The sequence below is a fragment of the Dinghuibacter sp. genome (genome assembly GCF_035492835.1).
In the GTDB taxonomy this organism is placed as follows: Bacteria; Bacteroidota; Bacteroidia; order Chitinophagales; family Chitinophagaceae; genus Dinghuibacter.
In genome coordinates this window covers 17,812-43,907 of sequence record NZ_DATJIY010000003.1, presented here as the reverse complement: position 1 = coordinate 43,907, position 26,096 = coordinate 17,812, and the positions used below count along the sequence as shown (strand labels likewise).

At 59.2% G+C, this 26,096-nt stretch carries 30 protein-coding genes and 1 pseudogene; 19 read left to right on the top strand and 12 right to left on the bottom strand.

The features are described from left to right. The 3 genes from VL547_RS00360 to VL547_RS00350 all read right to left on the bottom strand — a co-directional run. Window positions 1-455 (bottom strand): TMEM175 family protein (locus tag VL547_RS00360; RefSeq protein ID WP_325573963.1); only part of this gene is annotated, 455 nt, incomplete at its 3' end. Next, window positions 452-1,837 (bottom strand): glycoside hydrolase family 30 protein, encoded by a 1,386-nt coding sequence (locus VL547_RS00355; protein ID WP_325573961.1) that lies wholly within the window; start codon window positions 1,835-1,837, stop codon window positions 452-454. The genes VL547_RS00360 and VL547_RS00355, both read right to left, overlap by 4 nt. A 4-nt stretch (window positions 1,838-1,841) precedes the next feature. Then, window positions 1,842-2,063, bottom strand: a complete 222-nt coding sequence (locus tag VL547_RS00350; RefSeq protein ID WP_325573959.1) for a hypothetical protein — start codon at window positions 2,061-2,063, stop codon at window positions 1,842-1,844. A 4-nt stretch (window positions 2,064-2,067) separates the two neighbouring features. Here VL547_RS00350 and VL547_RS00345 point away from each other — a divergent pair, with 4 nt between their 5' ends. After that, entirely contained in the window at window positions 2,068-2,241 is a 174-nt protein-coding gene (locus VL547_RS00345) for a hypothetical protein (protein WP_325573957.1), read from the top strand. Here VL547_RS00345 and VL547_RS24085 read toward each other — a convergent pair. From VL547_RS24085 to VL547_RS00330, 3 genes and pseudogenes are all read right to left on the bottom strand, one after another. Next, a pseudogene (locus tag VL547_RS24085) lies at window positions 2,203-2,463 on the bottom strand (class I SAM-dependent methyltransferase); the annotation flags it as partial. The gene VL547_RS00345 and the pseudogene VL547_RS24085 overlap by 39 nt on opposite strands. A gap of 95 nt (window positions 2,464-2,558) precedes the next feature. Continuing rightward, window positions 2,559-3,344 carry an outer membrane beta-barrel protein gene (locus tag VL547_RS00335; protein ID WP_325573953.1) on the bottom strand — a complete coding sequence of 262 codons (786 nt, stop codon included), beginning with the start codon at window positions 3,342-3,344 and terminating at the stop codon, window positions 2,559-2,561. A gap of 31 nt (window positions 3,345-3,375) precedes the next feature. Next, entirely contained in the window at window positions 3,376-4,164 is a 789-nt protein-coding gene (locus VL547_RS00330; RefSeq protein ID WP_325573951.1) for a hypothetical protein, read from the bottom strand. Between the two features lie 60 nt (window positions 4,165-4,224). Here VL547_RS00330 and VL547_RS00325 point away from each other — a divergent pair, with 60 nt between their 5' ends. Further along, on the top strand, window positions 4,225-5,409 hold the full coding sequence (locus VL547_RS00325) for an MFS transporter (RefSeq protein ID WP_325573949.1): 1,185 nt from the start codon (window positions 4,225-4,227) through the stop codon (window positions 5,407-5,409). On the opposite strand, the gene VL547_RS00320 is transcribed toward VL547_RS00325, so the two are convergent. Both VL547_RS00320 and VL547_RS00315 read right to left on the bottom strand, forming a co-directional pair. After that, window positions 5,406-6,248 carry an oxidoreductase gene (locus VL547_RS00320; RefSeq protein WP_325573947.1) on the bottom strand — a complete coding sequence of 281 codons (843 nt, stop codon included), beginning with the start codon at window positions 6,246-6,248 and terminating at the stop codon, window positions 5,406-5,408. The genes VL547_RS00325 and VL547_RS00320 overlap by 4 nt on opposite strands. A gap of 149 nt (window positions 6,249-6,397) precedes the next feature. Continuing rightward, the gene (locus VL547_RS00315) at window positions 6,398-7,294 is read right to left on the bottom strand and encodes a helix-turn-helix transcriptional regulator (RefSeq protein WP_325573945.1); all 897 of its coding nucleotides are present in this window, start codon (window positions 7,292-7,294) and stop codon (window positions 6,398-6,400) included. Window positions 7,295-7,330: 36 nt separating this feature from the next. Between VL547_RS00315 and VL547_RS00310 the strand changes: the two genes are divergently transcribed. Further along, the gene (locus VL547_RS00310) at window positions 7,331-7,768 is read left to right on the top strand and encodes a VOC family protein (RefSeq protein WP_325573943.1); all 438 of its coding nucleotides are present in this window, start codon (window positions 7,331-7,333) and stop codon (window positions 7,766-7,768) included. A gap of 6 nt (window positions 7,769-7,774) precedes the next feature. Continuing rightward, window positions 7,775-8,008, top strand: coding sequence for a CBU_0592 family membrane protein (locus tag VL547_RS00305; protein ID WP_325573941.1), 234 nt, complete (start codon window positions 7,775-7,777; stop codon window positions 8,006-8,008). A gap of 22 nt (window positions 8,009-8,030) precedes the next feature. Here VL547_RS00305 and VL547_RS00300 read toward each other — a convergent pair whose 3' ends face one another. Then, window positions 8,031-8,456, bottom strand: a complete 426-nt coding sequence (locus VL547_RS00300; RefSeq protein ID WP_325573939.1) for a hypothetical protein — start codon at window positions 8,454-8,456, stop codon at window positions 8,031-8,033. A 166-nt stretch (window positions 8,457-8,622) separates the two neighbouring features. Here VL547_RS00300 and VL547_RS00295 point away from each other — a divergent pair, with 166 nt between their 5' ends. The 9 genes from VL547_RS00295 to VL547_RS00255 all read left to right on the top strand — a co-directional run bounded on the left by VL547_RS00295 (window position 8,623) and on the right by VL547_RS00255 (window position 17,584). Further along, complete coding sequence (locus VL547_RS00295; RefSeq protein ID WP_325573937.1) at window positions 8,623-9,351, top strand: TetR/AcrR family transcriptional regulator; 729 nt, start codon at window positions 8,623-8,625, stop codon at window positions 9,349-9,351. Between the two features lie 110 nt (window positions 9,352-9,461). Further along, entirely contained in the window at window positions 9,462-10,736 is a 1,275-nt protein-coding gene (locus tag VL547_RS00290) for a TolC family protein (protein WP_325573935.1), read from the top strand. 10 nt (window positions 10,737-10,746) lie between these two features. Continuing rightward, complete coding sequence (locus VL547_RS00285; RefSeq protein WP_325573932.1) at window positions 10,747-11,679, top strand: HlyD family secretion protein; 933 nt, start codon at window positions 10,747-10,749, stop codon at window positions 11,677-11,679. Window positions 11,680-11,683: 4 nt separating this feature from the next. Further along, window positions 11,684-12,586, top strand: coding sequence for an ABC transporter ATP-binding protein (locus VL547_RS00280; RefSeq protein ID WP_325573930.1), 903 nt, complete (start codon window positions 11,684-11,686; stop codon window positions 12,584-12,586). A 4-nt stretch (window positions 12,587-12,590) separates the two neighbouring features. Then, window positions 12,591-13,331, top strand: a complete 741-nt coding sequence (locus VL547_RS00275) for an ABC transporter ATP-binding protein (RefSeq protein WP_325573928.1) — start codon at window positions 12,591-12,593, stop codon at window positions 13,329-13,331. Between the two features lies 1 nt (window position 13,332). Beyond that, complete coding sequence (locus VL547_RS00270; RefSeq protein WP_325573926.1) at window positions 13,333-14,439, top strand: ABC transporter permease; 1,107 nt, start codon at window positions 13,333-13,335, stop codon at window positions 14,437-14,439. Beyond that, complete coding sequence (locus VL547_RS00265; RefSeq protein WP_325573924.1) at window positions 14,436-15,590, top strand: ABC transporter permease; 1,155 nt, start codon at window positions 14,436-14,438, stop codon at window positions 15,588-15,590. The genes VL547_RS00270 and VL547_RS00265 overlap by 4 nt, the downstream gene beginning before the upstream one ends. A 28-nt stretch (window positions 15,591-15,618) precedes the next feature. Next, entirely contained in the window at window positions 15,619-16,962 is a 1,344-nt protein-coding gene (locus VL547_RS00260) for an APC family permease (protein WP_325573922.1), read from the top strand. Between the two features lie 220 nt (window positions 16,963-17,182). Next, window positions 17,183-17,584, top strand: a complete 402-nt coding sequence (locus VL547_RS00255; protein ID WP_325573920.1) for a hypothetical protein — start codon at window positions 17,183-17,185, stop codon at window positions 17,582-17,584. Here VL547_RS00255 and VL547_RS00250 read toward each other — a convergent pair. Both VL547_RS00250 and yiaK read right to left on the bottom strand, forming a co-directional pair. Next, window positions 17,581-18,420, bottom strand: coding sequence for a CvfB family protein (locus tag VL547_RS00250; RefSeq protein WP_325573918.1), 840 nt, complete (start codon window positions 18,418-18,420; stop codon window positions 17,581-17,583). The two genes, VL547_RS00255 and VL547_RS00250, sit on opposite strands and share 4 nt — an antisense overlap. Window positions 18,421-18,458: 38 nt before the next feature. Then, a complete protein-coding gene (yiaK, locus tag VL547_RS00245) occupies window positions 18,459-19,421 on the bottom strand; it encodes a 3-dehydro-L-gulonate 2-dehydrogenase (protein ID WP_325573916.1) in 963 nt (320 codons plus the stop codon). Between the two features lie 26 nt (window positions 19,422-19,447). On the opposite strand from yiaK, the gene VL547_RS00240 reads away from it, so the two are divergent. Both VL547_RS00240 and VL547_RS00235 read left to right on the top strand, forming a co-directional pair. Continuing rightward, on the top strand, window positions 19,448-21,382 hold the full coding sequence (locus VL547_RS00240; RefSeq protein ID WP_325573914.1) for an amidohydrolase family protein: 1,935 nt from the start codon (window positions 19,448-19,450) through the stop codon (window positions 21,380-21,382). Window positions 21,383-21,392: 10 nt separating this feature from the next. Continuing rightward, window positions 21,393-21,908 (top strand): hypothetical protein, encoded by a 516-nt coding sequence (locus tag VL547_RS00235; RefSeq protein ID WP_325573912.1) that lies wholly within the window; start codon window positions 21,393-21,395, stop codon window positions 21,906-21,908. A 75-nt stretch (window positions 21,909-21,983) separates the two neighbouring features. On the opposite strand, the gene VL547_RS00230 is transcribed toward VL547_RS00235, so the two are convergent. Then, complete coding sequence (locus tag VL547_RS00230; RefSeq protein ID WP_325573910.1) at window positions 21,984-22,187, bottom strand: cold shock domain-containing protein; 204 nt, start codon at window positions 22,185-22,187, stop codon at window positions 21,984-21,986. 75 nt (window positions 22,188-22,262) lie between these two features. Here VL547_RS00230 and eat point away from each other — a divergent pair, with 75 nt between their 5' ends. The 4 genes from eat to VL547_RS00210 all read left to right on the top strand — a co-directional run bounded on the left by eat (window position 22,263) and on the right by VL547_RS00210 (window position 26,056). Continuing rightward, a complete protein-coding gene (gene eat, locus VL547_RS00225; protein WP_325573909.1) occupies window positions 22,263-23,549 on the top strand; it encodes an ethanolamine permease in 1,287 nt (428 codons plus the stop codon). Next, window positions 23,546-24,922 carry an ethanolamine ammonia-lyase subunit EutB gene (locus VL547_RS00220; RefSeq protein WP_325573907.1) on the top strand — a complete coding sequence of 459 codons (1,377 nt, stop codon included), beginning with the start codon at window positions 23,546-23,548 and terminating at the stop codon, window positions 24,920-24,922. Before eat ends, VL547_RS00220 begins: the two co-directional genes overlap by 4 nt. Then, window positions 24,919-25,650 carry an ethanolamine ammonia-lyase subunit EutC gene (gene eutC / locus VL547_RS00215; protein ID WP_325573905.1) on the top strand — a complete coding sequence of 244 codons (732 nt, stop codon included), beginning with the start codon at window positions 24,919-24,921 and terminating at the stop codon, window positions 25,648-25,650. Before VL547_RS00220 ends, eutC begins: the two co-directional genes overlap by 4 nt. Before the next feature lie 106 nt (window positions 25,651-25,756). After that, window positions 25,757-26,056, top strand: coding sequence for a hypothetical protein (locus VL547_RS00210; RefSeq protein WP_325573903.1), 300 nt, complete (start codon window positions 25,757-25,759; stop codon window positions 26,054-26,056). Window positions 26,057-26,096 lie beyond the last annotated feature (40 nt).

The following is a 26,096-nucleotide window of genomic DNA, read 5'->3' as shown; positions in this document are numbered from 1 at the left end:
ATGCCGATCGAGATCAGGCCTTTCCAGTCGTGGCCCATCGCGTCCGACAGGGCTTCGTTCTTGCCCTGGCAGCGGATGAGCATCCGGTAGAGGATGATGTAGGAGACGCCGCACATCAGCAGGACGAGGCCGAAGAGCGCCACGGGGCCGGTGGTCAGGTGGCTCTCGCCCATCCATTCGGTGACGAAGGGTACGAGCGACAGCCAGAACAACAGGTTGAGGTTAGCCCACAGGACGGCGCCGTCGATCTTTTCCACCAGGTAGAGCATATGGTGGTGGTTGTTCCAATAGATGCCGACGTAGATAAAGCTCAGGACATAGCCGAGGAGCTGCGGAAGCACGCCCCCCAGGTCGCGGAGATCGTTGCCGTGGGGCACATGGAGCTCCAGGACCATGATGGTGATGATGATGGCGAAGACGCCGTCGCTAAAGGCTTCGAGACGTCCTTTTTTCATACGCTTTTTTTGAGGATGAAGGTGTGGAAGGAATGGGGCGGGAGCGTTGCGCTGAAGAGGTGACCGCCGACGGAAATATACTCGACCCGCGGAGTATCCCCGCGGCTGGCCAGAACGACGACCACCGAGCCGTCCGGGTTGACAAAGCAAAGGGCGTCGTCGGCCGACGGTCCGCTACATTCCACCAGCCGGGCGCCCGGGCGGACAAAGTGGGCCAGGTGTTTGAAGACATAGTAGTCCGGGGTGTACCGGAACGTATGGCGGACGGTATCCACCGTGACCAGCGAGTTTTGTCTCCAGCCCCAATGGCTTATGCCGCCTTCATCCAGGGCGAGGTTCCAGTACATATACGCGCGGGCTCCGCTGGCGATATAGTGTTTCATGAGCGTCCAGGTATAGGCGGCATAGGTCCAGTCGTTATGACCGTCGCCGCATTCCTGTTCGCTCTGGTAAAGGTCCAGGTCGGGATAAAGGCGGTGGATGCCCGCGATGGCGCCCTTGCCGGCCCATTGAAAACCGACGCCCCGGATGTACCGGGCGCTGGCCGGGTCCCGCAGCAAGGTGTCCACCAACAGGGTGTTGGCGCGTTCCATGGTGCCAAAAAACAGTTTTACGCCGAGCGGCTGCAGGGCGGGACCGAGGTACCTACCGACGAACCGGTTCAGGGAAGCCGCGGTCCAGGTGCAGCTGGGGAAGACCTGGCAGGAATTGAATTCGTTCTGGGGCATGACCATACCGATAGTAATGCCTTCGGCCTTATAAGCTTTCAGGAACTTTACGAAATACTGCGCGTAGGTCCTGAGGTAGGGCTCGTCTGTCTTGAACAAATCGAACCCCTCGCCGCCCGAAGCGGTGCCCGCGCAGGCGTAGTTGTTATTGACCTTCATCCACGCCGGCGGGCTCCAGGGCGAGGCCCACAACCGCAGCCGCGCGTTATAGCGCTGAGCCGCGTGAATGAAAGGTACCAGCGTCATCCGGTCGCGGGCGATGCTGAAGTGGGTAAGGGAAAAGTCGCCCGGCGTTTCGTCGTAGGAATACCAACCGTCCGAAAAATCATTGGCGCCGACGGGCATGCGGCATATCGTAAAGTTCGCGCCCACGCCCGGCGCAAACCATTCCCGGAGCACGGCAGCCCGATCCGCCGGGGACAAGCGCCCGAGCGCCTTCCAGCCGAGCTCGTTGAAGCATCCACCGAAACCTTCCATGGCTTGCATCTTCGACAGCGTATCCACCTTAAGCGTGGGTTTGCCCGTAAGGATAGCCGTCGGCGACGGTTCGACCGCCCAGGGCGCCGAAGCGGTGGTGGACACCCACTGGAGGCGTTGCGCGTACAGCGAAGGAGAGAGAAAGACAAGACAAAAGATCAGGTGAACAGGTCTCATATCCCTAAGATAAGGCTTTCCTGCCCCATACCTGGTGGACGATAAAGGTGGTCACGACCCTGCCTTCTTCGGCTAAACCGGTTTTACAGGCGGCGACGGCTTCGTCCAGGGTTTTTTCCGACAGGATACCGGCGTCCAGTATCCTTGGCCGGAGGGAGGCCGCGAACTGCATGGGCAACGCCGCGTAGGGATGGGACCCCGGAAGGGTCAGGACGGCGCTGCGCATTTGGATGTCTTTCAGCCCCGCCAGCCGCCACATCGCGTGTAACCGACGCCCCGCGTTGAAGTCTCCCCCACCCCGCCGGAACGCCTCCGGGCCGGACGAGGTCCAGCATGTGCCGGATCAACTCCGCATCGCGTCCCACCGGCGCAAACAGGAAGCGGACATGGGCCAGATCGAATAAGCCCGGGGCAAAACCAGTGGCGTAAGCGTCCGCGTCCTTTATCACGACATTGGCCAGGGCTTTGCCGCGGACCAGCGCGTGGGCCGACTCCAGCTGGAGCGGGTCCCGGTCCACGCCAATCACCTTTCCTTCCGCGCCGACGCGACGGCTCAGGGGTTCCAGTACTCCCTGGGCGCCGCAGCCCAGGTCGATACAGTGCCATCCTTCGCGGATGCCTATCATGTCTAGGCAGCGTTCGGCTTCAGGTTCCCACATCTTCGCCTGTAAGCGCAGGCGTTCGAGTTCCGGACCGGCGGTAAGGAGGTAGCCTTGGTTGTTCATATATGGACGCCGACCCCAACGGTTGGTTGGAGGGTGGAGATCGGCTGAACGTACGTGGGCGTGCTTGTCGGGGAGATGATGGGCGGCGCGCCCGAACCCGTGGTTACCGATCCACCGTTCGGATTGACGGGACCGGTGTTGGACGACGGGCCTTTTGCCCTGTACCAGGCCGACGCGTATTCGAGTTTTCCACTGAGGAACCAGTGCCTGCCCAAAGCGTAGCGAACGCCCGCCCCCACCTGGAAGGCAAAGCCGGTATGCACCGTGTTCATGTCCAACATCCAATCCTCTTCCGAGCTGCCGATACCCAGCGAACCACCGCCGGTTAATGCCTGCATGGCTGTCGCTGTGTACTTCGGCCGTTTTGTTTCCCACACCCCCGCATATCCCTGGACCGTCACGGACCAGCGTTTATTCAACGACCATTCGCCGTACGGGCCGCCCATCAGCGTGACAAAAACCCAGGGGTCGCTCGTCACGTTGAACCGGCTGCCAGGGTCGTCCGATGCCAGTTCATCATCCATCTTCTTCGTATCCACGCGGTTCCACCCGCCGCTCGTCAGCACCGACACGCCCCAGTTGCGCCCGATGCGGTAAGCGGCCGTCAGTTGCAGGACGGGGCCCGTCTTTGCAAAAGCGGATAGTGAGTCAGACAGGCTTTTAGAGCCGTATTTCCCCACCGGGATGGCGGGGCCCAGGCCGGCCGAAAATGTCCAGCGTTGTGCGGTGGCGTGAGTGAAGGAGACAAAAAGGAAACAAGCGATTGCAACAAAAGCTTTCATACGGGGTTCTTATCTCTTGAAGATAAGAACTTTAAAACATAAGCCCAAGTCCCAGCGTCACGTTAACCGAGTTAATGGATTGAGTGCTGCTACCCGACCCCGTTGTTCCGTATGCAATGGGCTGCTGGCCTGCGGCGACTTGCGAGCCGAGGCTGGTCTTGGCGTATGGGATGTTCAGGCTGGCCCCGGTGTAGTCGCCCCGGAGGTCGAAGAACACCTTCTCGATGACAAAGCGCAGCCCGAGGTGCCCGTCATAAGCGAAGGTCATCCGCGTCTTACCGTTGTCCGTGGCGTAGGTGCCGTCGTAACCGCCGCTGCCGTTGGGCGTCGGGGCGCCGGTGCTGGGCGAGCCTTCCAGTATCCATACGGACGGGATAGACGTCACGAGCGCGCCCGCGTTGGCGCCGATGGTCCATTCCCAGTGGCCGCCGGATCCCATCGGGAATTCGCCGAAAACGCCGAGCAGGGCCTTACCCATGCGCCAGGGCGAACTGCCGTAGAAATAAGCGGTGTTCTGATTGATGCTGTTGAGGGAATTGCTGACGGTATGATTCTCCACCTTGTGGGTTTCATTGTCCAGCATCAAGGATAAACCCCAAACGCGACCGAGGCGGTAGCCTGCCTCCAGGCCCCGGGAGGATCCCGTTTTGGCAAAGCCGGACTGGGCGTCGAATACATCCATGGAGCCAAACTTCTGCAACGGGATGGAAGCCCCGTAATGGAGGGAAATCTGCCAGCGCGGCAACGTGTCCTGTTGCGCCCTTGCTGCCTGGAGTATACCCACAAAGCAGCAGAGCGTGATAACGGTGCGTTTATTCATGTAAGGTTGTTTAGAGGGTGCAAATTAGGGGGTTTGATCATAAATTTGTTCTTTTTACCGATGGACGATCATTCCTTACGCCGCATCAGACTCGCCAACGCCGTCTTTTTTTTCCTGTCCGGTTTTGGATATTCTTCCTGGGCATCCCGTATACCCTCGATGCAGAACAAGCTCCATCTGAACGAGGCGCAGCTGGGCGCCGTCCTTTTCGCGTTACCCATCGGCCTCATGTTGACAATGCCTTTGACCGGAAGGCTGCTTGGCCGCTTCAATAGCCGGAGTATTTTGTTGATTGGCGTGATGATTTTTAACGTAATGTTAGGATTTGCGGGGTTCTCCACGCATACCTGGCAGCTGGTTTTGATCCTGCTTTGTTTCGGGTCCGCCCGCAATCTCTTCAATATCTCGCTGAACGCCCAGGCGGTGAGCGTCCAAAAACTTTACCCTCGGTCCATCATGACCACATTCCACGGGATATGGAGCCTCGCGGGTTTTGCGGGGGCCGGTTTAGGGTATATCATGGTCAGCCATAACATTTATACCTCGTGGCATTTGCTCGCGGTCAGCATAGGCATGATCATAACGACGCTGCTGTCCTATCCCTACCTGCTCCACGACAAACCCACGCCTTCCAACGAAAAGAAACCGTTGTTTTCATTGCCCGACAAGCACCTCCTGAATTTCAGTTTTATCTGTTTCGCTTCCATGGCTTGCGAGAATACGATGTACGACTGGAGCGGGATATTTTTCCAAAAAGCGGTGGGGTCCTCCAAAGCCGGTGCCACCGCGGCTTTTGCGGTATACATGATCGCTATGACCACCGGCCGTTTTAGCGGTGATAAGATCGTCGGGCGCTTTGGCATCAAACCGCTTCTTAGGGTAAGCGGCATGCTGATTTGTTCGGGTATGTTGCTGGCGGCGTTGATCCCTTACCCCCTGGTGGCGGGGCTGGGCTTTGTCGCCGTCGGTCTTGGGGTATCCTGTATTGTGCCGCTGGTCTTCAGCATGGCCGGGAAGTCCACAAAAATGAGCAGCGGCAGCGCCCTGGCCGCGATATCCACCGTGGGGTACCTCGGTTTCCTCATCGTACCGCCCCTGGTGGGTTTTGTGGCCCAGGCGCTGTCGCTGCGCTGGTCATTTGGGATCATAGGGTTGCTGGCGGCGTTGATCGTGTACCTGGTGTCGCGTATCGAGCGAGAAAAGCCGGTGGCGCTGACGCCGATCCAGGTGGCGCCCGGCGCCTAGCGGGACTCCGGATAGTCGGCGCTGAAGGTGAGGTCTTTCCACCCCTCGAAGTTCGTCTTTAAACTATCCAGCTTTTGCTCCGCCAGCTCGAACGCCGGTTTGCCGAGCAATAACCGCAAATAGGGTTGCGCCGCCTCCACCGCGGTGATGACGCATTCTCCCGCGCGCACCGGATCGCCGGGTTGCCGCCCGCTGCGGGCGGCGGTGGCTTCCATGCGGCCGCCCACGACTTCCTGGTAGTCGTCGATCGCCACCGGCGTCGCGATGATCGAACGTCCCGCCCAGTCCGTACGGAAGGGCCCCGGCTCCACGATCAGCACCTTGATGCCAAAGGGCGCGACCTCGATCGCCAACGACTCGGATAACCCTTCCACCGCGTACTTCGAGGCATGATAGAACCCGGTGGCGGCAAAACTGACCAGGCCGCCAATGGACGTATAGTTAACGATATGTCCCTTACGCCTCATCCGCATCTTTGGCAACGCCGCCTGTATGGTGTGCAGGGTGCCAAAAAAGTTGGTCTCCATCTGCTGGCGGATCTTGTCGTCTTCGCCTTCCTCGATCGATGACAGGTAACCGTAGCCGGCATTGTTGACCAGGACGTCGATGTGTCCGAAGTGTTTTTCCGCCTGTGCGATGGCTGACTGTACGCCTGCTTTATCCGTCACATCCACCGACAGGGCGAGCGCCCGCTCCTCGTGACCTTTTATGATGTCCTGGACCGATTTTACCTGACGCGCCGTCACGACCGCCCTCCAACCCCGCTCGAGAACCAATTTGGCCAGCTCGCGTCCAAAACCCGTCGAGCAGCCCGTAATAAACCAAACCGGTGTATCCATATAGCTGAATTTTGGACACGAAGGTACGAGCGGGCCGCCGGGGGCGGGTTACGCGGGGCAAACCAATAATTGCGAAAATCAAACAACGCGGGCGCTGCCGCGGGCTCGCGAGTGGTACAGCGGGCTCGCGGGCGGCTGCGCCGCGCTCGTCAGACCACGCGGAACTCCGTCGGCCGCATCTTCGTGTGTTTGCGGAAAAAGTTGTTGAAGTGGGCCGGCTCCTCGAACCCAAGCCCGTAGGCTACTTCGGACACGTTCCAGTCGGTGTGCCGCAAGAGGGCTTTGGCTTCCTGCACCAGGCGCTCGGCGATCAGGATCGTGGTCGTCTTGCCGGTCACTTCCTTTAGCGCCCGGTTCAGGTGGTTGACGTGCACGGAGAGCTGGCCCGCGAAGTCCGACGCCTTGCGCAAACGGACCTGTTGCTGGGGGGACTCGATAGGGAACTGTCGTTCGAGCAGCTCCACGAACATCGTGGATATGCGCACCGACGCGTTGGCATGCTGGTAGTGGGTGGTGACCGGCTCCGCCTTTTGGGCAAAATGTATCAGCTCCAGCACATAGTTCCGAAGCGCATCGTATTTATAGGCATATTCGGAAGCGATCTCGGTCTGCATCCTCATAAACACCTCCGTTACGATCCGGGTCCGCTCCTCGTCGAGCAGGAAGATGGGGTGCCCTCCGGGCCGGAATACCGGCAAGTCGGTCAACCGCGTACCCCATGAACGGTTCATGAAGGACTCGGTGAAGATGCAGAAAAAACCGCTCTGATCGCTCAGCGATTCTACCTGGTAAGGCACCTGCGGGTTGGCGAACAGCAACGCGCTGCCCCTTATCTCCAGGCTCTTATCGGCGTAGTGAAAACGGTTGTCGCCGATCATCAGGCTGATCTTATAATAGTCCCGCCGGCTGTAAGGAGCCGGTTTGGAAGTGGAGCAAATCTCTTCCCGTTTGAAAATATTGAAGTGGCCTAGCTCGCTCTGCAGGTTGGCGGGGACCCAGGCGAGCTTTTTTTGATAGAAGGCTTCGAGTGTTTCTACTGTAGGCATGGACCAAAATTACAAAAATCAAACTATATTTGGTTCATGCGAATACTCCTTGCCATATCCCTCCTTGGTCTGGCCGCTGGCGCCAGCGCCCAACAGGCCCACCTGAATCACCTGACCGTTTATGGAACCGACCTCCAGCGGGCATCCGCCTTTTACCACGACGTCATGGGTTTTGACACCATTCCCGAGCCTTTCCACGACGGCCGGCATACCTGGTTCAAGGTCGGCCCCCACCAGGAGCTCCACGTCGTTTCCGGCGCCAAAGCCGACGAGCCCCACCACGTGGATGTGCATATGGCCTTTAGCGTACCCGATGTGCCGGCCTTTTGCAAACGCCTCGACAAGGCGGGCGTCGCGTATGGCGGCTGGAACGCCACCGACAAAAAACCGACCGTCCGCCCCGACGGCGTACTGCAGATCTATTTCCAGGACCCGGACGGGTATTGGATCGAAGTCAATAACGATAAGTTCTAACCACCCTTGCCGCTCGTCGACGTCATCGGCTGGCTGGGCTCCGCTTGTGTGGTTTATGCCTACGCCATGAACATGTTCAACCGGATGCGGGCGGACAGCCTCACCTATTACCTGTTGAACATAGCCGGAAGCATCTGCCTGATCGTCAACACCCTCTACCACCATGCGGTCCCCTCGGCGGTGGTCAATATGATATGGGTGGCGCTGGCCATGTGGGCGATGGGGCGGCGCAGGCGCTGACCGGCGCCGGGGGCGCGCCCTTCTACGGACAGCTGGGCTTGAAGGTCATCGTCCACTGGGGATACGCGTCATTATTATAGGGCGCCGCGTCGATGGGCCCGATGGTGCCGTTGTAACCCACCAGGGATTGACAGGGCAGCGTATGCCCGTCGCCCGTGACGGTGGAGAAACCCATGGAGACATAGTTCGGTCCGGTGATCCAGGTAACTGTGATCCGCGGGTCGCCCTGGTCGGCGTCTGCCGGGCCGGTCACGTAGGAGGTGTTTTCGACGACGACGTAGTTTTCATCATCCAGGACGGTGCCGGTCGTTACATCGACCACTTTGTATTCCCCATGCACTTTCAGGGTAGCGGTGTTGTAGATGGTGGTTTGAATATAGCCGAATTTCTTTTCCGCGCCACCCAGGAAGAGGCCGAGGTGCACGCCCATAACAAGAAGTAGGTTCATGAGATTGGTGTTTTCAAAAATGTACGGACTTTTTACGACCCGCGGTATCCGTCTTTAAACGGATTTATGCCGCGGCGGTGCGGGTTGTGCAGGAATTAATCATTTGATTAAAAAATTTGTTTAAATCAAAATCCTCACTACCTTTGACCCGGTAAATCAATTAACTGTGGCGAAAGCACGACATCAGGCGGAGCGGAAGGCGGTGGAGCGGAAGGCCGCTGCCCCGGCCAGGAAGACGGCGAAGAAGTCCGCGGCCAAAAAGCCGCGGGCGCCGAAAAGCAAGGACGTTTCCACCGAAGAGCGGATCAAGGAAGCGGCCCGCAAGCTCTTTACGCAAAAGGGCTTCGCGGCTACGCGCACGAGGGACATCGCGGAGGAAGCGGGCATCAACCTGGCGTTGCTGAACTACTATTTCCGGAACAAGGAAAAGCTCTTCGAGATCATCATGTGGGAAAATATCCAGCTCTTCATCGGCGTGATCATGCAAAACCTGGAGGGGAAGGACATGAGCCTGGAGCAGATGCTGGAGTATGTGGCCAGCGCCTATATCGACATGCTGCTGAAGAACCCGGACCTGCCCTTTTTCGTCCTGAGCAATCTACAGTCGGGCGCGGCTCTGGACACGGCGAAAAGCGGCGTATTCCTGGAACGTATCGACAACCTACGTCATACCTTTTTCAACCGTTTTGCGGAGGAAATCCGCAAGGGGCACGTCCCGGACATCCACCCCCTGCACTTCCTGGCCAATTTCATGGGTATGATCATTTTCCCCTTTGTGGCCAGCCGGCTGCTGATGAACCGGTTCGACCTGTCGCAGCAAGAGTTCAAAAAACTCATGGAGGAGCGCAAGGAGCTGATCCCGGGCTGGATGATACGGATAATGGGCGCGCAATAGGCGGGAACGGGCGCGAGCAGCACGCGTTAAGCGGAAGGCGCACGACAAGCGCCTTTTTCCGGCCCATATGTTAATCAAATGATTAAATCAGAATATCAAAACATAGGCTTATGGTAAGAATCATCGCCTTTCTTATGATCCTCCCGGTGGCGTCCGCTGCGCAGCAACCGGCGGATGCAAAAACGCCGGCAAACGCCCTCACCCTCGACCGCTGCTACGCCCTGGCCGAGCAGAACTACCCCCTTACGCGGCAGCGTGACCTGATCGCCAAAACCGAAAACTACACCATCGACAACCTGTCGAAGGGGATTTATCCGCAGTTGGCGGTCAGCGGTTCGGCCACGTATCAATCGGACGTGACGAGCATTGCCGTCCCCGGTTTCAACATCCCCACGGCCAGCAAGGACCAGTACAAGATCTATGGGGAAGTATCCCAGACCCTGACCGATTTCGGGATTAACCACCAGAAAAAACAGATCAGCCGGACGGACGCGGCGATACAGGAGGAAAACCTGAACACACAGTTGTATGCTTTAAAAGACCGGGTCAACCAGCTCTTCTTTGGCGTGCTGTTGATCGACGGCCAGCTGGAGCAAAACGACCTCTCCAGGGCAAACATCCAAACCGGTATCGACAAGGTCCAGGCGGCGATCGCCAACGGGACCGATTTTCACAGCAGCCTGAACAAGCTCCAGGCCCAGCTGCTCACCACGGCGCAACAGGCCATCGAGCTGCGCGCGTCGCGGAGGGCGTATACAGACATGTTGGGGTTATTCCTCAATACGACGCTGGATGACAGCACGAGCTTCATAACGCCGACGCCGCCGGCCCTAAGCGACTCGATCGACCGCCCCGAGCTGCGCTCCTATGATTTGCAGGCGAAGTCCTACCGCGACCAGCAACGGCTGACCAAACTAAACCTCTTTCCGTCGCTGAGCGCCTTCTTCCAGGGAGGGTTTGGGAAACCGAGCCCCGTCAACTTCCTGTCCACCGATGGGGAGACCTACTACATCACCGGCATAAGGCTGAGCTGGAACATAGGCGGCCTCTATACCTTCCGGAAGGACCGGTTGACCAGCCGCAACAACGAGGCCATGGTGGGAGCGGAACGCGAGACGTTCCTGTTCAACACCCGCCTCAGCCTGCGCCAGCAAAATGCCGACATCCGCCGTTATGAGGCCCTCATCGCTTCCGACGACGAAATCATCCGGCTCCGGCAATCGGTGACGAAAACCTCGGCGGCGCAGCTGTCGAACGGCGTGCTCAGCGCCAACGACTACCTCCTGGACGTAAACGCGGAGGCCCAGGCCCGGCAGGACCGGGTCGTCCACCAGGTACAGCGCCTCATCTCCCAATACGATCACAAAACCACTTCCGGTAATTAAACGACATAAAATGCGACACAAAAAATATATACTTCTTACGGCCATCCTATTCACCGCCTGTAACACCCACAAGCTCCAAACCGACGCCTCCGGCGTATTCGAATCCGACGAGGTCATCGTCTCCGCCGAGCAGAACGGAAAGATCCTGAACCTCGGCATACAGGAAGGCGACTCCCTCGCCATGGGTCAGGTCATTGGGCAGATCGACGTCAAGGGCCTGGTGCTCCAAAAGGAGCAGGTCCAGGCCACCATCACCGCGCTGGCGCAAAAAACGACCAACCCCGTCCCCCAATCTGAATTCGTACAACGCCAGCTGGACGTCACCAAGTCGCAGCTGGCCCAGCAATACCGTGAACGGACCCGTACGCAAAACCTGCTCAAGGCGGACGCCGCCACGCAAAAACAGCTCGACGACATCAACGCCCAGATCGACCAGCTGGAAAAACAGGCAGGCGTCTACGAGCAACAGCTCAGGCTCGACCAGTCCAACATCGCCACCCAGAACCGTACGGTCTACGCAGAAAAGAACCCGTTGGAAAAATCCGCGGCCCAGTACCAGGACCAGATCGACAAGGGTCAAATCGTCAACCCCCTTAGCGGGACCGTGTTGACCAAGTACGCCATGGCCGGTGAAATGGCCACGACGGGCAAGGCCCTCTATAAGATCGCCAACCTGGATACCATTACGCTCCGCGCGTACATCACCGGCGCCCAGCTGACCGGCGTGCGGCTAGGTCAAACCGTACAGGTCTACGCCGACAAGGGCACGGGCGAATACCAGACCTACAGTGGCCTCGTATCCTGGATTTCGGACAAGGCGGAATTTACCCCCAAGACCATCCAAACCCGGGACGAGCGCGCCAACCTGGTGTATGCCGTGAAGATCCGCGTCAAAAACGACGGGCTGCTCAAGCTGGGCATGTACGGGGAAGTAAAATTCTAACGCCATGATCACCCTGGAACATATAACCAAAACCTTTAGCAAGGGCTCGGTACAGGCGGTAAAAGACGTCTCCTTCCAGGTGGGCGAGGGCGCGCTTTTTGGTCTCATCGGACCCGACGGCGCCGGCAAAACCACGATCTTCCGCGTCCTCACCACCCTGCTGCTCCCCGACGCCGGCCGGGCCACCGTCGACGGGCTGGATATCGTCAAGGACTATACCCGCATCCGCGAACGCGTGGGGTACATGCCCGGCCGGTTCAGTCTCTACCAGGACCTGACGATCGCCGAAAACATCCGCTTCTTCGCCACCGTATTTGGGACCACGCTCGAAGCGAACTATGACCAGATCAAGGACATTTATCAACAGATCGAGCCCTTCAAGGACCGGCGGGCGGGGAAGCTCTCGGGAGGCATGAAACAAAAGCTCGCGCTGTGCTGCGCGCTCATCCACCAGCCCCGGGTACTCTTCCTGGACGAACCCACCACGGGTGTCGACGTCGTTTCCCGGAAAGAATTCTGGGACATGCTGGGAAAACTCAAGGAGAGGGGCATCACCATCCTCGTCTCCACACCGTATATGGACGAGGCCACGCGCTGCGACCGGATCGCGCTGATCCAAAAGGGCGCCATCCTGTCCATCGACACGCCGCAAGGGATCGTGGAGGCGTTCCCGGGCAAGCTCTACGCCGTCCGTTCCGGGCAGCCCTTCAAGGTCCTCCAGGACGTCCGCGCCTACAACGGCACCCAGACCTGCTTTGCTTTCGGGGAAGCGCTACACGTTACCCTGGCAACCGATAACATACAGGGCTTGTCCGGTTACCTGGCCGGCAAGGGATACCAGGACGTGCATATCGAACCCATCGAGCCCTCCATCGAAGACTGCTTCATCCACCTGCTAAAAGACTGACGACATGGAGACCGTTATAAAGACAGACAAGCTGACCAAGCGCTTTGGCGGTTTCATCGCCTGTAATGCGCTCACCTTCGAGGTATACAAGGGGGAGATATTTGGTTTCCTGGGCGCCAACGGCGCGGGCAAAACCACCGCCATGCGCATGCTTTGCGGGTTACTGGCGCCCTCTTCCGGCGACGCGGCCGTCGCCGGTTTCGACGTGTATACGCAAACCGAGAAGATCAAACGCCGCATCGGGTATATGAGCCAGAAGTTCTCCCTCTACGACGACCTGACCGTCACGGAGAATATCCGCTTCTATGCCGGGATCTACGGCATGACCGGCGACAGCATCCGCGCCAAGACCAAGAGCCTCCTCGACGAGCTGCAGCTACAGGGTGAGGCCAGGACGCTCGTCCGGGAACTGCCGCTCGGCTGGAAGCAAAAGCTCGCCTTTTCGGTATCCATCGTCCACGATCCGGATATTGTTTTCCTGGACGAACCCACGGGCGGCGTGGACCCCGTTACCCGCCGCCAGTTCTGGGACCTGATCTACCACGCCGCGGACAAGGGGGTTACCGTCTTTGTGACCACCCACTACATGGACGAAGCCGAATACTGCAACCGCGTCTCCATCATGGTCGATGGCGTCATCGCCGCCCTCGACAGCCCCGATGGCCTCAAGCGACGATACGACTGTGGCAATATGGAGGACGTATTTTATCAACTGGCGAGGAATGCCAAACGAAAAGCGGACTAGTATGAAGCAATTAATCGTTTTTATCCAAAAAGAATTCCTGCACGTCTTCCGGGACCGGAAAACGCTCCTGATGCTCTTTGGCCTGCCGATCGCACAGATCGTGCTGTTCGGCTTCGCCTTGTCCAACGAGATCAAGAACTCAAAGATTGTCGTCGTCGACTATTCCAAGGACCCGGTGACCACCCAGCTCATCCAGGAAATCACCTCCAGCCAATACTTCAACGTCACCCGCGGCCTGCCTTCGGCCACCGGGATCGACGCTGCCTTCAAACGCGGTGACATCAAGATGGCGGTCATCTTCCCCGAACACTTTTCCGACGACCTGATCCGCACCGGGAAGGCGACGATACAGGTCATCGCCGACGCCTCCGATCCCAACCAGGCGACGACCGTCACCAACTACCTGACCCAGATCGTGGGTACGTACAATGCCCGGCTGGCGCAGGCCTCGGGCCAACCGCTCCAGATCGGCGTCCAGAACCGCATGCTCTATAACCCCGAGCTCCGCGGCGCGCCCAACTTCGTGCCCGGGGTCATGGCGCTGGTGCTCATGCTCGTCTGCACCATGATGACCTCGGTGGCCATCGTCCGGGAAAAAGAGCTCGGGACCATGGAGATCCTCCTGGTATCGCCCTTCAAGACCATCTATATCATCATCTCCAAACTGGCGCCCAACCTGCTGATCTCTATCGTCAACCTGTGCGTGATCCTGGTCCTGAGCGACGTCTTCCTGGACCTGCCCGTCAAGGGCAGTATCTTGCTGCTCTTCTTCGACAGCATCCTCTTTATCCTGACCTCCCTGTCGATCGGCCTGCTCTTGTCCATCAACGCCAAGACCCAGCAGGCCGCGATGATGTCCAGCCTGATGGGCATGATGCTCCCCACCATGCTCCTCACCGGCTTCCTGTTCCCCATCGAAAACATGCCCCTGCCGTTACAGTGGCTGTCCAACGCCGTGCCGTCCCGCTGGTATTTTATCGTCGTCAAACGCGTCATGCTCAAAGGACTCGGGTTTTCTTCCGTCTGGAAGGAAACATTGATCCTGGCCGGCATGTCCTTCTTCCTGTTTGCGGTCAGCATCCGCAGATTTAAAACCCGATTGCAATGAGAACGCTGCTATTCCTGCTGGACAAAGAATTCCGGCAAATGCTCCGCAACCGCCAGCTGCTCTCGACGCTGCTGATAGCCCCGCTGATACAGCTCATCCTGCTGCCGCTGGCGGCCGACTATACGGTGAAAGACATCGCCATGACCGTCGTGGACAACGACCACTCCACCTTCAGCCGGAAACTGGTCGACAAGATCACGGCTTCCGGGTACTTCAAGCTGGCGGGTTATACGACATCCTATGCCGACGGGCTGGCCAAGGTGCAACAGGACAAGGCGGACCTGCTGTTACAGATCCCGCCGCACTTCGAGCGGGACCTCGTCAAGGAAAATGCCCGCGACCTGTATGTCGCGATCAACGCGATAGAGGGTACGAAGGCCAACCTGGGCGGGGCCTACCTGTCGAGCATCATCGCCGACTTCAACAGCGACATCCGCCTGCAATGGCTGGGCCCCGTGGCGGGGGCGGCCTCCTCCGGCTCCAGCGCCGCCGCCGATCCGGACGCGACGCCGCAGATCAGCGTGGCGTCCTCCAACTGGTATAACCCGCTGCTGAACTACAAGCTATACATGGTCCCCGCCATCCTGGTGACCCTGGTCACGGCCATGGCCGCGATGCAGTCGGCCTTCAACATCGTCCAGGAAAAAGAAAGCGGGACCATCGAGCAAATCAACGTCACACCGATCCGCAAGCACTGGTTCATCCTCGGAAAACTGATCCCCTTCCTCGTGTTGGGCGTAGTGGTATTTACCCTTGGGATCATCGCCGGCTGGGCCTTTTACGGCATCTGGCCGCTGGGGAGCTTTGTCGTGCTGTATGGGGCGCTCGTGGTCTATTTGTTCGCCATGCTGGGCATGGGGCTGCTGATCTCGACCTACTCGGCGACACAGCAGCAGGCGATGAGCCTGTCGTTCTTTTTTATCAACATCTTCAACCTCATGAGCGGCGTTTTCACCGCCGTCGACAGCATGCCCGCGTGGGCGCAGTACATCGTCGAGACGTTTCCGCCGTCACACTTTATCAAGATCATGCGCATGGTGGTGCTAAAGGGCAGCGGGTGGTCCGACATCGGGTACCACCTGGGCGCGATGGCGGTCATCGGCCTCTTTCTGAATACGTGGGCGGTGCTGAATTACCGGAAAACGGTTTGAGCCGGAGGTTGTTGTATTTTTACAGGATATGCCCGACGCTTCCTCCCCCAAGCCCGCCCTGCACCGGTCGCTTTCACTGGCGCAGGGCACCGCCATCAACATGATCGACATGGTCGGGATCGGCCCGTTCCTGACGGTGTCGATGGTGGCCGGCGCGATGCAGGGCGGCGCGGCGATACTCGCGTGGCTGCTGGGCGCGCTCCTGGCCTACCTGGACGGGATGATCTGGTCGGAGCTGGGCGCCCGCTGGCCCGAGGCGGGAGGGAGCTATGTTTTTCTGCGGAAATTATATGGCGACGGCTGGTTTGGCCAGCTGATGCCCTTTTTGCTGGTATGGCAGACCGTTATCATCGCGCCCCTGACGATGGCCTCCGCGGCGATCGGCTTTTCCGGATACCTCAATTACCTCATACCGCTGAGCCCGCTGGCGCAAAAAGCCGTGAGCGGCGGCCTCGTCATCCTGGTCGTCGCCGTCCTCTACCGGAACATCCAGACCATCGGAAAGATTTCGATGATCCTGGGAGTCATCACCATCGGCACCATCGTTTGGATCATCGCCTCGGGGGCGCCCCACTTCAACAGGGCGCAGGCGTTCCACTGGGACCTTTCGGGGTTCAGCACCTGCGCCCTGTTGTATGGCGCCCTGGGCCACGCGACGCTCAAGACGGTCTATTCCTACCTGGGGTATTATAACGTCGTCAACCTCGGCGGCGAGATCAAAAACCCGGAAAGGAATATCCCGCGCAGCATCTTCCTGTCCGTGACGGTGATCGCCTTGCTCTATATCGGGATGCAATGGGCGTTGCTGGGCAACCTGCCCTGGGAGACGATAGCGCGGTCGAACTTCGTCATCAGCACCTATATCGAAAAGATATACAGTCCCGCCGTAGCCAATGTCGCCACGCTCTTGATATTGATCATCGCGTCTTCGTCCCTGTTTTCACTCACGCTGGGCTATTCGCGGGTGCCTTATGCCGCTGCGACAAAGGGGGACTTCTTCCCTGTCTTCGCCCGGTTGCACCCCAAACACCACTTCCCCCACGTATCGCTGCTCGTAATGGGCGTCCTGGGTTTTGTCTTCAGCCTGACGTTCAAAATGGAAAAGGCCATCACGGCCATCGTCGTCACCCGCATCCTGGTGCAATTCCTCGGCCAGTCCATCGGTTTGATCCGCTGGCACATTGTACAGCCCAGGGACCTCCGCCCCTACCGGATGCCGCTGTTCCCGGTGCCGGCCCTGGTATCCATAAGCATCTGGCTCTTTATCTTCCTGACGAGCCCCATTAACAACATCGAAGCCGCCTTGGGGATCATCAGTCTGGGGGTGCTCCTGTTTTTTCTCAAGCGAGCCCGCTTTTTAACATTTCGCTAGTTCACTTTTGCCACCGCCGGCCGTCATACGGATAACAAAACCGGAGTAGTATGACAAACAGTATCGTCCTGGAAGTGGCCGCAGGCATTGTTACATCGGTCGCGATTATCCTTTTTGTGGCCTTTAAGATCATAAATTTCAACAAGCACATCAAGGGATAAGTGCCGCCTGGCGTTTTGAAATGCGGCGGATTCTGGATACCTTGATGCAAACGCCGCATATGAACTGGAAACTGCTTTTCTCTCTCTCCCTGCTGGGTCTCGTGATGGCCGTCGCCACCCTCTACTGGATCGGTCCGCGGATCGAGCCCCTGTTCTGGCTCATCGACTTTGTCTTCTGCGCGTGGATGATCGTCCGCCGGGCGCCGGGGAGGTTGTTCCTGCACGGGTTCGTGCTGGGTCTGCTCAATTGCGTTTGGGTGACCGCCGCGCACTATATCTGGTACGACACGTACATGGCCAACCATCCGCAGATGGCCGACATGATGAAAAACTCGCCGATCGACCTCCGGACGATGCAGCTGATCGTCGGCCCCTTCATCGGCGCTATTAGCGGGGTGGTCATCGGGTTGATCACGCTCCTGGTGGGGGCCATTGCGGGGAAAAAGCCCGCGGCCGCCTAGTCCCCTTCCCCGAGGATCTGTATCCCCGTTTGGGTGAAGATGATCTTCTGTTGCTTATAAAGAGCGCCGGTGGTCATCTTGAAGGTTTTTTTACTCATCCCGAGCATCCGGTAGATGTCTTCGGGGTCGGACTTGTCGTTGAGCGGGAGGTAGCCGCCGTTGTCTTCAAGCATCCGTAGGATGCGCCCCGCTTCGCCCCCCACCTTTTCGTAGCCGCGTTTGCCGGCGACCACGTCGAGCTTGCCGTCTTCACGGATCTTGCGGACAAACCCGTCGAGCTTGTCGCCGGGGGAAAGCGTCTGGAAAACCTCGTCGTTGTAGAGCAGCCCCGTATGGATGCCGTTGATGATGACGACGTATCCCATGTCGCTGGGCCGGTAAACGGTCAGCGAGACTTCATCGTTCTCCTTGACGGTGAGGGGGTCGTTGCTGAGAAAGGACTCGATCTTTTCCGTGGCGGCCACACGGCCGGTCTGGCGGTCGATATAGAGGTGCACCAGGTATTCGCCCCCGAGCCGCATAAACGAGAGCTGCTGGGATTTCGGGACAAACAGGTCCTTCATCAGCCCCCAGTCGAGAAAGGCGCCCTGGGGCGTAACCGACACGACCTTGAGGCGGACGTTGTCACCCACCACAGCCCTGGGGGTCTCGGTGGTGGCAATGAGGCGGTTGTCGGAATCGTGGTAGACAAAAACCTTGATCTCGTCCCCGACCCGGGTATTCTCGGGTACCGCCCGGTTGGGCAGCAGGATGCCTTCGGCGCCGTCGTCGAGATAGACGCCGGGGGTGGATTTGCGGATTACTTTGAGCGTGTTGTATTCTCCTACGTTGATCATGTTATAATGTTTTAAAGCGCCGGGGGCTGCCGGGGCGTTTATAGCGCAAGAAGCGCCTCCCATGCCTGCTCATTTACGGGTATCCCTTCCCGTTGGTTCCGCACCCGGGTCGCGAGCGTGCGCTCCCCCGGGTAGTTCACGGCGTCCGAACAGGTATATCCTATGATGGATTCGACCACCGCGTCGTCCATGTACGCGGCATTGATGGCCAGGAAAAACTGGGATAACCTGGACCCCCCTCCCGCGGCCGTGATGTCCCCCACGGACCAACCGCTGCTGAGCGCCGCGGTGAGCACGTCGAGCACCAGGGAGAGACCGGAGCCCTTCCAGTAACCGATGGGGAGTACCCGCCGGGAAGAGCGGATGGCCGCCGCGTCGGTCGTCAGCGCGCCTTGCCCGTCGTAGCCGCCGGGGACCGGCAGCGGGCGCTCCTCCCAGGCGTATTCCTGGAGCTTGCCGTAAGAAAACTGCGACAGCGCCATGTCGAGCACGATGTGGCCCTTCTCCCGGGGTACGCCGATCACCAGCGGGTTGTTGCCCAGCCGCGGCTCCGTGCTGCCCCACGCGGGCATGTTGGCGATGGTATTGGTGGCGCATATCCCGATACAGCCCGCCCCGGCGGCCTGCCATCCATAAGTCCCCCCACGCATCCAGTGGTTGGTGTTGCGGACCGAAACGGCGCCCAGGCCGCCTTTTTTGGCCAGCGAGATCGCGCGGCCCATGGCCAGCGACGCGATGTACATACCCGGGCCCTGTTGTCCGTCCCAGTATTCGATGCAACCGCTGGTTCGGACGATTTCGGGCTCCGCCCCTGCGTTCACCAGGCCCTCCTGTACCGATCGCACGAAGGCCGGGAAGCGGTTGAGCCCATGGGAGTAAACGCCGTCTTCGCTGTTCCGCGCGAAGATACCCGCGCAGTGCGCCGCCTTGCCGTCCTCGAATCCCAACTTGCCCAGTACCCTCAGGAATTGCGCTTCCATTTCCGCAAAAGAAACCCTCATGCGCCGTTTTTTTGTATTTTACTGATATGAGAAAATACCTTTTCGCTATCCTCTTCACCTGCCCGGCCATAGGGCTGCACGCCCAGATTCCAGATACCGGTTCTTTCATTTTGCACAAATTCGCCCAGGCCATCGGCCGGGAAACGTACGCCCGCCAGGGCGATGCCTGGAACGTGGATTTTTTGTTTACGGACCGTTCCAGCAAGGTGCCGCTAAAGGCGTCGCTCAGGATAACGAACGATCTTCATCCGCTGTCCCTGACGATCAAGGGACAAACGTCCCGGATGACGACCATCAACGACTCCATCTCCATCACCGGGTCCAACGCCCGCATAAAGGTAAACGATTCCGCGTACTCCGCGGCACTGCCGCGTCTGGCATTCCCGGTGACAGGGTACGCCCCCGTTACTTTCCAGATGCTCCTGCTGGAATACTGGCGGAGGAACGGCGAGCCTTCCACCCTGCCCCTCCTCCCTTCGGGCAGCGTGACGATCCGCCAGGACGGATTCGACACCCTTTCCGGGGATAAGCCACTGGTGCTCCGGCGCTATGTGGTCGGCGGTCTTATCTGGGGCAACGAGTTTGTCTGGACGGGTCTGGACGGACGGCTGTTCTGCCTGGTGAGCATCGACGCCGAATTTGACAAATTCGAAGCCACGCTGCCCGCCTATGAAAACATCCTCCCCCAGCTGCTCAAACGGGCGGCCATCTATGGCATGCGTCTCTTCCCGCAGCTGCATGGCCAGTCCGGGAACCTGGCCCTGACGGGGGGCACGCTGATCGATGTGGTCGGGGGCCACTCCATACCCAACGCCACCATCCTGGTCAGCAACGGCCGCGTCGTCTTCGCGGGGACGGGCGTCGCCATACCCGCGGGCTATACGAAAAAGGACGTCACGGGCAAAACCATCCTGCCCGGTCTTTGGGACATGCACGCCCACTTCGAACAAGTGGAATGGGGTCCCGCCTATATCGGGGCCGGGATCACCACCGTACGCGACTGCGGCAACGAATTCGATTTTATCAACGCCGTCAAGCAATCCATCGACGCGGGCGAGGGCATAGGCCCCCACATCCTGAAGGCCGGGATCATCGACGGTCACGGTCCCATGGCGCTGGGCGTCATACAGGCCGGGGACCCGGCGGAAGCGGTAGCGGCCGTGGACCGCTACAAGGCAAACGGATTTGTACAGATCAAGATATACAGCTCCGTCAAGCCGGCCGTGGTCAAGGCCATCTGCGACGAGGCGCACCGCGTCGGGCTGACCGTTACCGGTCACATACCCGAGGGCATGACGTTGCTTGCGGGCGTGGATTCGGGGATGAACATGGTCAACCATATCCCCTTTGTCGCCGCCGTCCTGCACCGCAACAAGGACTTCTCCATCGACTTCTCCGACCCGAAGAACGTGGAGGTGATCGGCTTCCTGAAGGAACACCACACGGTGGTCGATCCCACGCTGGCCGTGTACGAGATCGCCTATCGTTCCCTGGACGACAGTATCACCCGCATCGAGCCTAATTATCATACGCTGCCGCCGGTCATCCAGGCCTTGTATGTCAACAGCGGCCTGCCCGCCAAAAGGGCCGCCTTCTACCGGCCCCTGTTCCTGTCCTGGCTGAGTATCGTCAAGGCCCTCCAGGAAAATGGCATACCCATTGTTGCAGGAACGGATGAGACCATTCCCGGCTATAGCCTTTACCGCGAGCTGGAATTGTACGTCCAGGCCGGACTGACACCCCTGGAAGCGATCCGCGCCGCCACCATCGTACCGGCCCGCGTGATGCAGCTGGAGGATCAAACCGGCTCCGTGACCGCCGGCAAGACGGCGGACCTGATCGTGGTGGACGGCGATCCGCTCCAGGACATCAGCCAGTTGCGAAAGGTCAGCCTCGTGATCAAGGATGGCGTCGTTTACGATCCCGTGGCCGTACACCGGCTCGTTGGATTTAATCTATAAAACATCACCCATGCACCGCCTCTGTTTTATGTCCATGATCTTTTCCGTACTCCTGTTCCAGGTGCGGGCGCAAACCGGAGATTCTTCCGGCGGGCCCGTGGTGTCCGGAGGCAGCCCCATGGCGCGTTCCCCTTTCAAGACCCTCAACCTCGACCGCCTGGCGGCCAATGGCCATAAGGAGTCGGGGGTCGTCGATATCATTTTCACGGCCAGCAACCAATCCCCCCAGATCGCCTCGCTGGCCTTCTCGATCGATCCGGCCCTCTCCAAAGCGTCCGACGACTTTGACACCGTCTATCATTTTAGCCAGCTCCGCTTTGGCGCGACCAGGCGCGACTCCACCGAAATCGTCACCGTCGAGCTCCGCCCAGACCAGGCGCTCCATTGCGGTTTTTATATCACCGGGGTGCCCCTGAATGCGCGGTTTATCCGGAAGGCGGTGCTCTTTGCCCGTCTGCGGCTCGACGACGTGCCGCAAGGCGAGGACAATATCCTGCTGCTCAACGTACCGATAACCTGGAAATAGAACCGGCCGCGGGAGGCACAAAAACACAAAAGCCGCCCGTTAAGAGGCGGCTTTCATGCAAAAGGTATTGAATAACTAGTCGATACGCTTTACGTTGACGGCGTTCTGGCCTTTTCTTCCTTCCTGCAGCTCGAACTCGACGCGGTCGTGCGCCTGGATTTCGTGGATCAGCCCGTTTGCATGGACGAAAGTTTCTTGGCTGGACTCATCATGCTTGATGAAGCCATACCCTTTTTCCTCATTGAAGAACTTTACAGTTCCTGTGAAAGTGTTGCTCATTAAAATAAAAAATTGAATGTTCGCAAAGGTACGCCATTTCGAGCCTCCTGCCAAATAATATGTATATTCATCAGGATGTTGCAGAAAGTATTGCGCCCGGCCCATTTATGGGCGATTGCCGTCGGGCTGGTCATTTCAGGAGAATATTTCGGTTGGAATTACGGCTGGGGTGTCGCGGGCACGGTGGGTATGTTGGTGGCCACACTCGTCGTCACCCTCCTCTATATCACCTTCATCTTCAGTTTCACCGAGCTGACGACCGCCATCCCGCACGCGGGCGGCCCTTTTGCGTACGCGTACAAGGCGTTGGGCCCGCCAGGTGCGTTTTGCGCGGGCTACGCTACCCTGATCGAGTTCCTTTTCGCGGCGCCGGCCATCGCGCTGGCTTTGGGGAACTACGCCCACTTCCTGTATCCGCCGATACCGGTCATGGGTACGGCGGTATCCGCCTATGTGCTGTTCACCGGCATCAATTTGCTGGGCATCCGTGAATCAGCCCGGTTTACGTTGGTGGTCACCATCCTGGCCGTGGCCGAGCTGGTCGTATACTGCTGTATCGTGGGTCCGTCCTTCCGGACGGCCGATTTCCTGGCCCACCCGCTTCCACAGGGAGCGGGCGGGATCTTTGCCGCGCTGCCCTTTGCGATATGGCTGTATGTCTGTATCGAAGGCGTCGCGATGGTGGCCGAGGAAACCCGCGACGTAAAAAAAGACATCCCCAAAGGATATATCTCAGGTATCCTTACGCTGATGGTCCTGGCCCTGGCCGTCATGATCCTTACGGGCGGTGTCGGCGACTGGCGGCCGCTGGCGGCCATGGACTACCCGCTCCCGGCCACCATCGCGCGGGTGCTCGGCGACCGCAGCCCGTTCACGCGGTTGTTCGCGGGGATCGGTCTGTTCGGGCTCGTGGCTTCTTTTCACGGGATCATCATCGGCTATTCCCGGCAAGTGTTCGCGCTGGCCCGCAGCCGCTACCTGCCGCCGTTCCTCTCCAGGCTCAGTCCGCGTTTCAAGACGCCCCAATGGGCGCTCGCGGCGGGCGGTTTGTTCGGGCTCGTGGCGCTGAAGTACTTCGATACGAGCAAGCTGGTAATCCTGTCCACATTGGGGGCCGTCGTGTTGTACGTTCTCAGCATGGTCAGCCTGCTGGTCCTCCGCAAAAAACAACCGGACCTGCCGCGTCCGTTCAAGGCGCCCTGTTATCCGTGGTTTCCCTGGATCGCGCTGGTTCTCTCCCTGCTGGCGGGAGCGGCCATCGTATACTACTATCCCTGGCTGAGCTTCCTTTTCCTGGCCGGCCTTGTGGGATTGGGTCTTATCTTCGTCCTATCGGGGCGTCACGCCTTCACCGTCACATGACCTACCGGTACGCCATAGCCCAACAAACCTATACCTGGCAGGACCTAAAAACGCTCCTGGCGCGCGCTTCGCCCTACCGTTCGGGGGACGCGCTGGCGGGTTTGTGCGCGGGCAGCTATGAAGAACGCGTGGCCGCGCAGATGGCCCTCGCGGACGTACCGCTGAAAGCATTTTTGAACGACCCGCTGGTCCCCTACGAGACCGACGAGGTCACCCGCCTGATACAGGACACCCACGACGCGGGTGCGTTTGCGCCCGTGAGCGGTTTTACCGTGGGCGACCTGCGGGACTGGCTGTTGGGCGACCAGGCCGATACCGGGGCGCTACGAACGTTGGCTCCCGGCCTCACCCCGGAGATGACTGCCGCGGTGAGCAAGCTGATGCGCAACCAGGACCTCATCCTCGTGGCGCAAAAGTGCTCGGTGGAAACGCGTTTCCGCAACACCATCGGGTTAAAGGGGCGGCTGTCGGTGCGGTTGCAACCCAACCATCCCACCGACGATCCCCGGGGCATCGCGGCCTCTATCATCGACGGGCTGTTGTACGGCAGCGGGGACGCGGTGATCGGCATCAATCCGGCGACCGATAATATCGCCGCGGGACTGAAGCTTCTCCATCTCCTGGACGAGCTCCGCGAGCGCTTTGACATACCCACGCAGACCTGCGTGTTGAGTCATATCTCTAATACCCTGGATTTCATCCAAGGGGGCGCCCCCGTGGACCTGGTCTTCCAGTCGATCGGAGGCACCGAAAAGACCAACCGCAGCTTTGGGATCGACCTGGCCCTGCTCAGGGAAGGATATGAAGCGGGATTGTCCCTTAACCGAGGCACGCTGGGGCGCAACCTGATGTACTTCGAGACCGGCCAGGGCAGTGCCCTCTCCGCCGGCGCCCACGAAGGGCTGGACCAGCAAACCTGCGAAGCCCGGGCATACGGCGTCGCCAGGGCTTTCCACCCACTACTGGTGAATACGGTCGTGGGCTTTATCGGGCCCGAATACCTCTATGACGGCAAACAGATCACCCGGGCCGCCCTGGAAGACCACTGCTGCGGAAAACTGCTGGGGCTGCCGATGGGCGTGGACGTCTGTTATACGAACCACGCCGAAGCCGACCAGGATGACATGGACAACCTGCTCACCCTGCTGGGCGTCGCCGGTTGCACGTTTATCATGGGCGTGCCCGGCGCGGACGACGTGATGCTCAACTACCAGTCGACCTCGTTCCACGACGCCCGGTATGTACGTAAGGCGCTTGGCCTCCGCGCCGCGCCTGAGTTCGAGGACTGGTTGCTGCGACAGGGCATTACCGACGAGTCGGGCGTGCTCCTCCCGGTGCAATCCACACATAAACTACTACAAGCCGTGTCATGATTATACAGCCCGATACATGGAGCGCGCTCCGCGCCTTTACGCCCGCGCGGATCGCGCTGGGCCGGACGGGTGTGGCGCCGCCGCTCAGGGAAGTGCTCGACTTCCGGATGGCGCACGCCCACGCGCGGGACGCGGTGTACTCCGTCCTCGATATGGACGCCATAGAAACCGCACTGGCTCCGCTCACGTGCCACCGCCTTCGTAGCAAGGCCGTTGACCGTCATACCTACCTGCAACGTCCCGACCTGGGACGGCAGCTGGAGGATGAAACCCTGCTTACGCCGGCCAACGCCGATCTCGCCGTCATCGTCGCCGACGGTCTCTCCGCGACTGCCGTCAATCGCCATGCCGCGCCGCTCTTGCACCTGCTAACGCCGTCGCTGCAAGAAGCGGGTATAACCGTCGCCCCCATTTGCCTGTTGGAACAGGGACGCGTCGCTGCCGGCGACCCGATCGGGTACCGGCTCCGCACAAAAATGACGGTCCTCCTCATCGGCGAACGACCCGGACTCAGCGCTGCCGACAGCATGGGCGCCTACCTCACCTTCGGGCCACGACCCGGGCTTACCGACGAATCCCGTAACTGTATCTCGAACATACGACCCGAAGGCCTGGATTACGCCGCGGCGGCCGACCGCCTGCTCCACCTCATAGGCGCCTCGATGCGGTTGGGTCTGTCGGGTGTAGGTCTGAAAGACCAAAGCGGAAATGAACAGCTGATTGCATAAATAGTTTATTTCGTTTAATAAATTTCCCGATATTTGTCCGACCTATCTCCCGCTTTCGTTGTGCGTTATTCCGTTCTCTGCACACATTTAAACCACAAGACTGAACATGTTCAAGAAAATTCGGAGGGACAAATCCGGGAATCCCGACGTTACCTTACTACAGGGGCTCAAAGAAGGTGACCGCACTGCTTACTCCCGGCTACTGGGAAAATATTACGACATGGTATTTTTGATCGTTTCCGCCCTGGACGATTCGGGCAGCGACGACCAGGTCAAGGCCACGACGGCTGAAATCCTGATCGAAATCTGGGACAAACGGGCCATGTTGCCGGGGGACCGCCCCCTCAAGGAGCCGCTTTTCGATATGATTTACAAGCGATTCAAGGACAACGGGGGCAAACTCTAAAAAAAATCCCGACAAAAATTTTATTTTCTGAACACCGTTC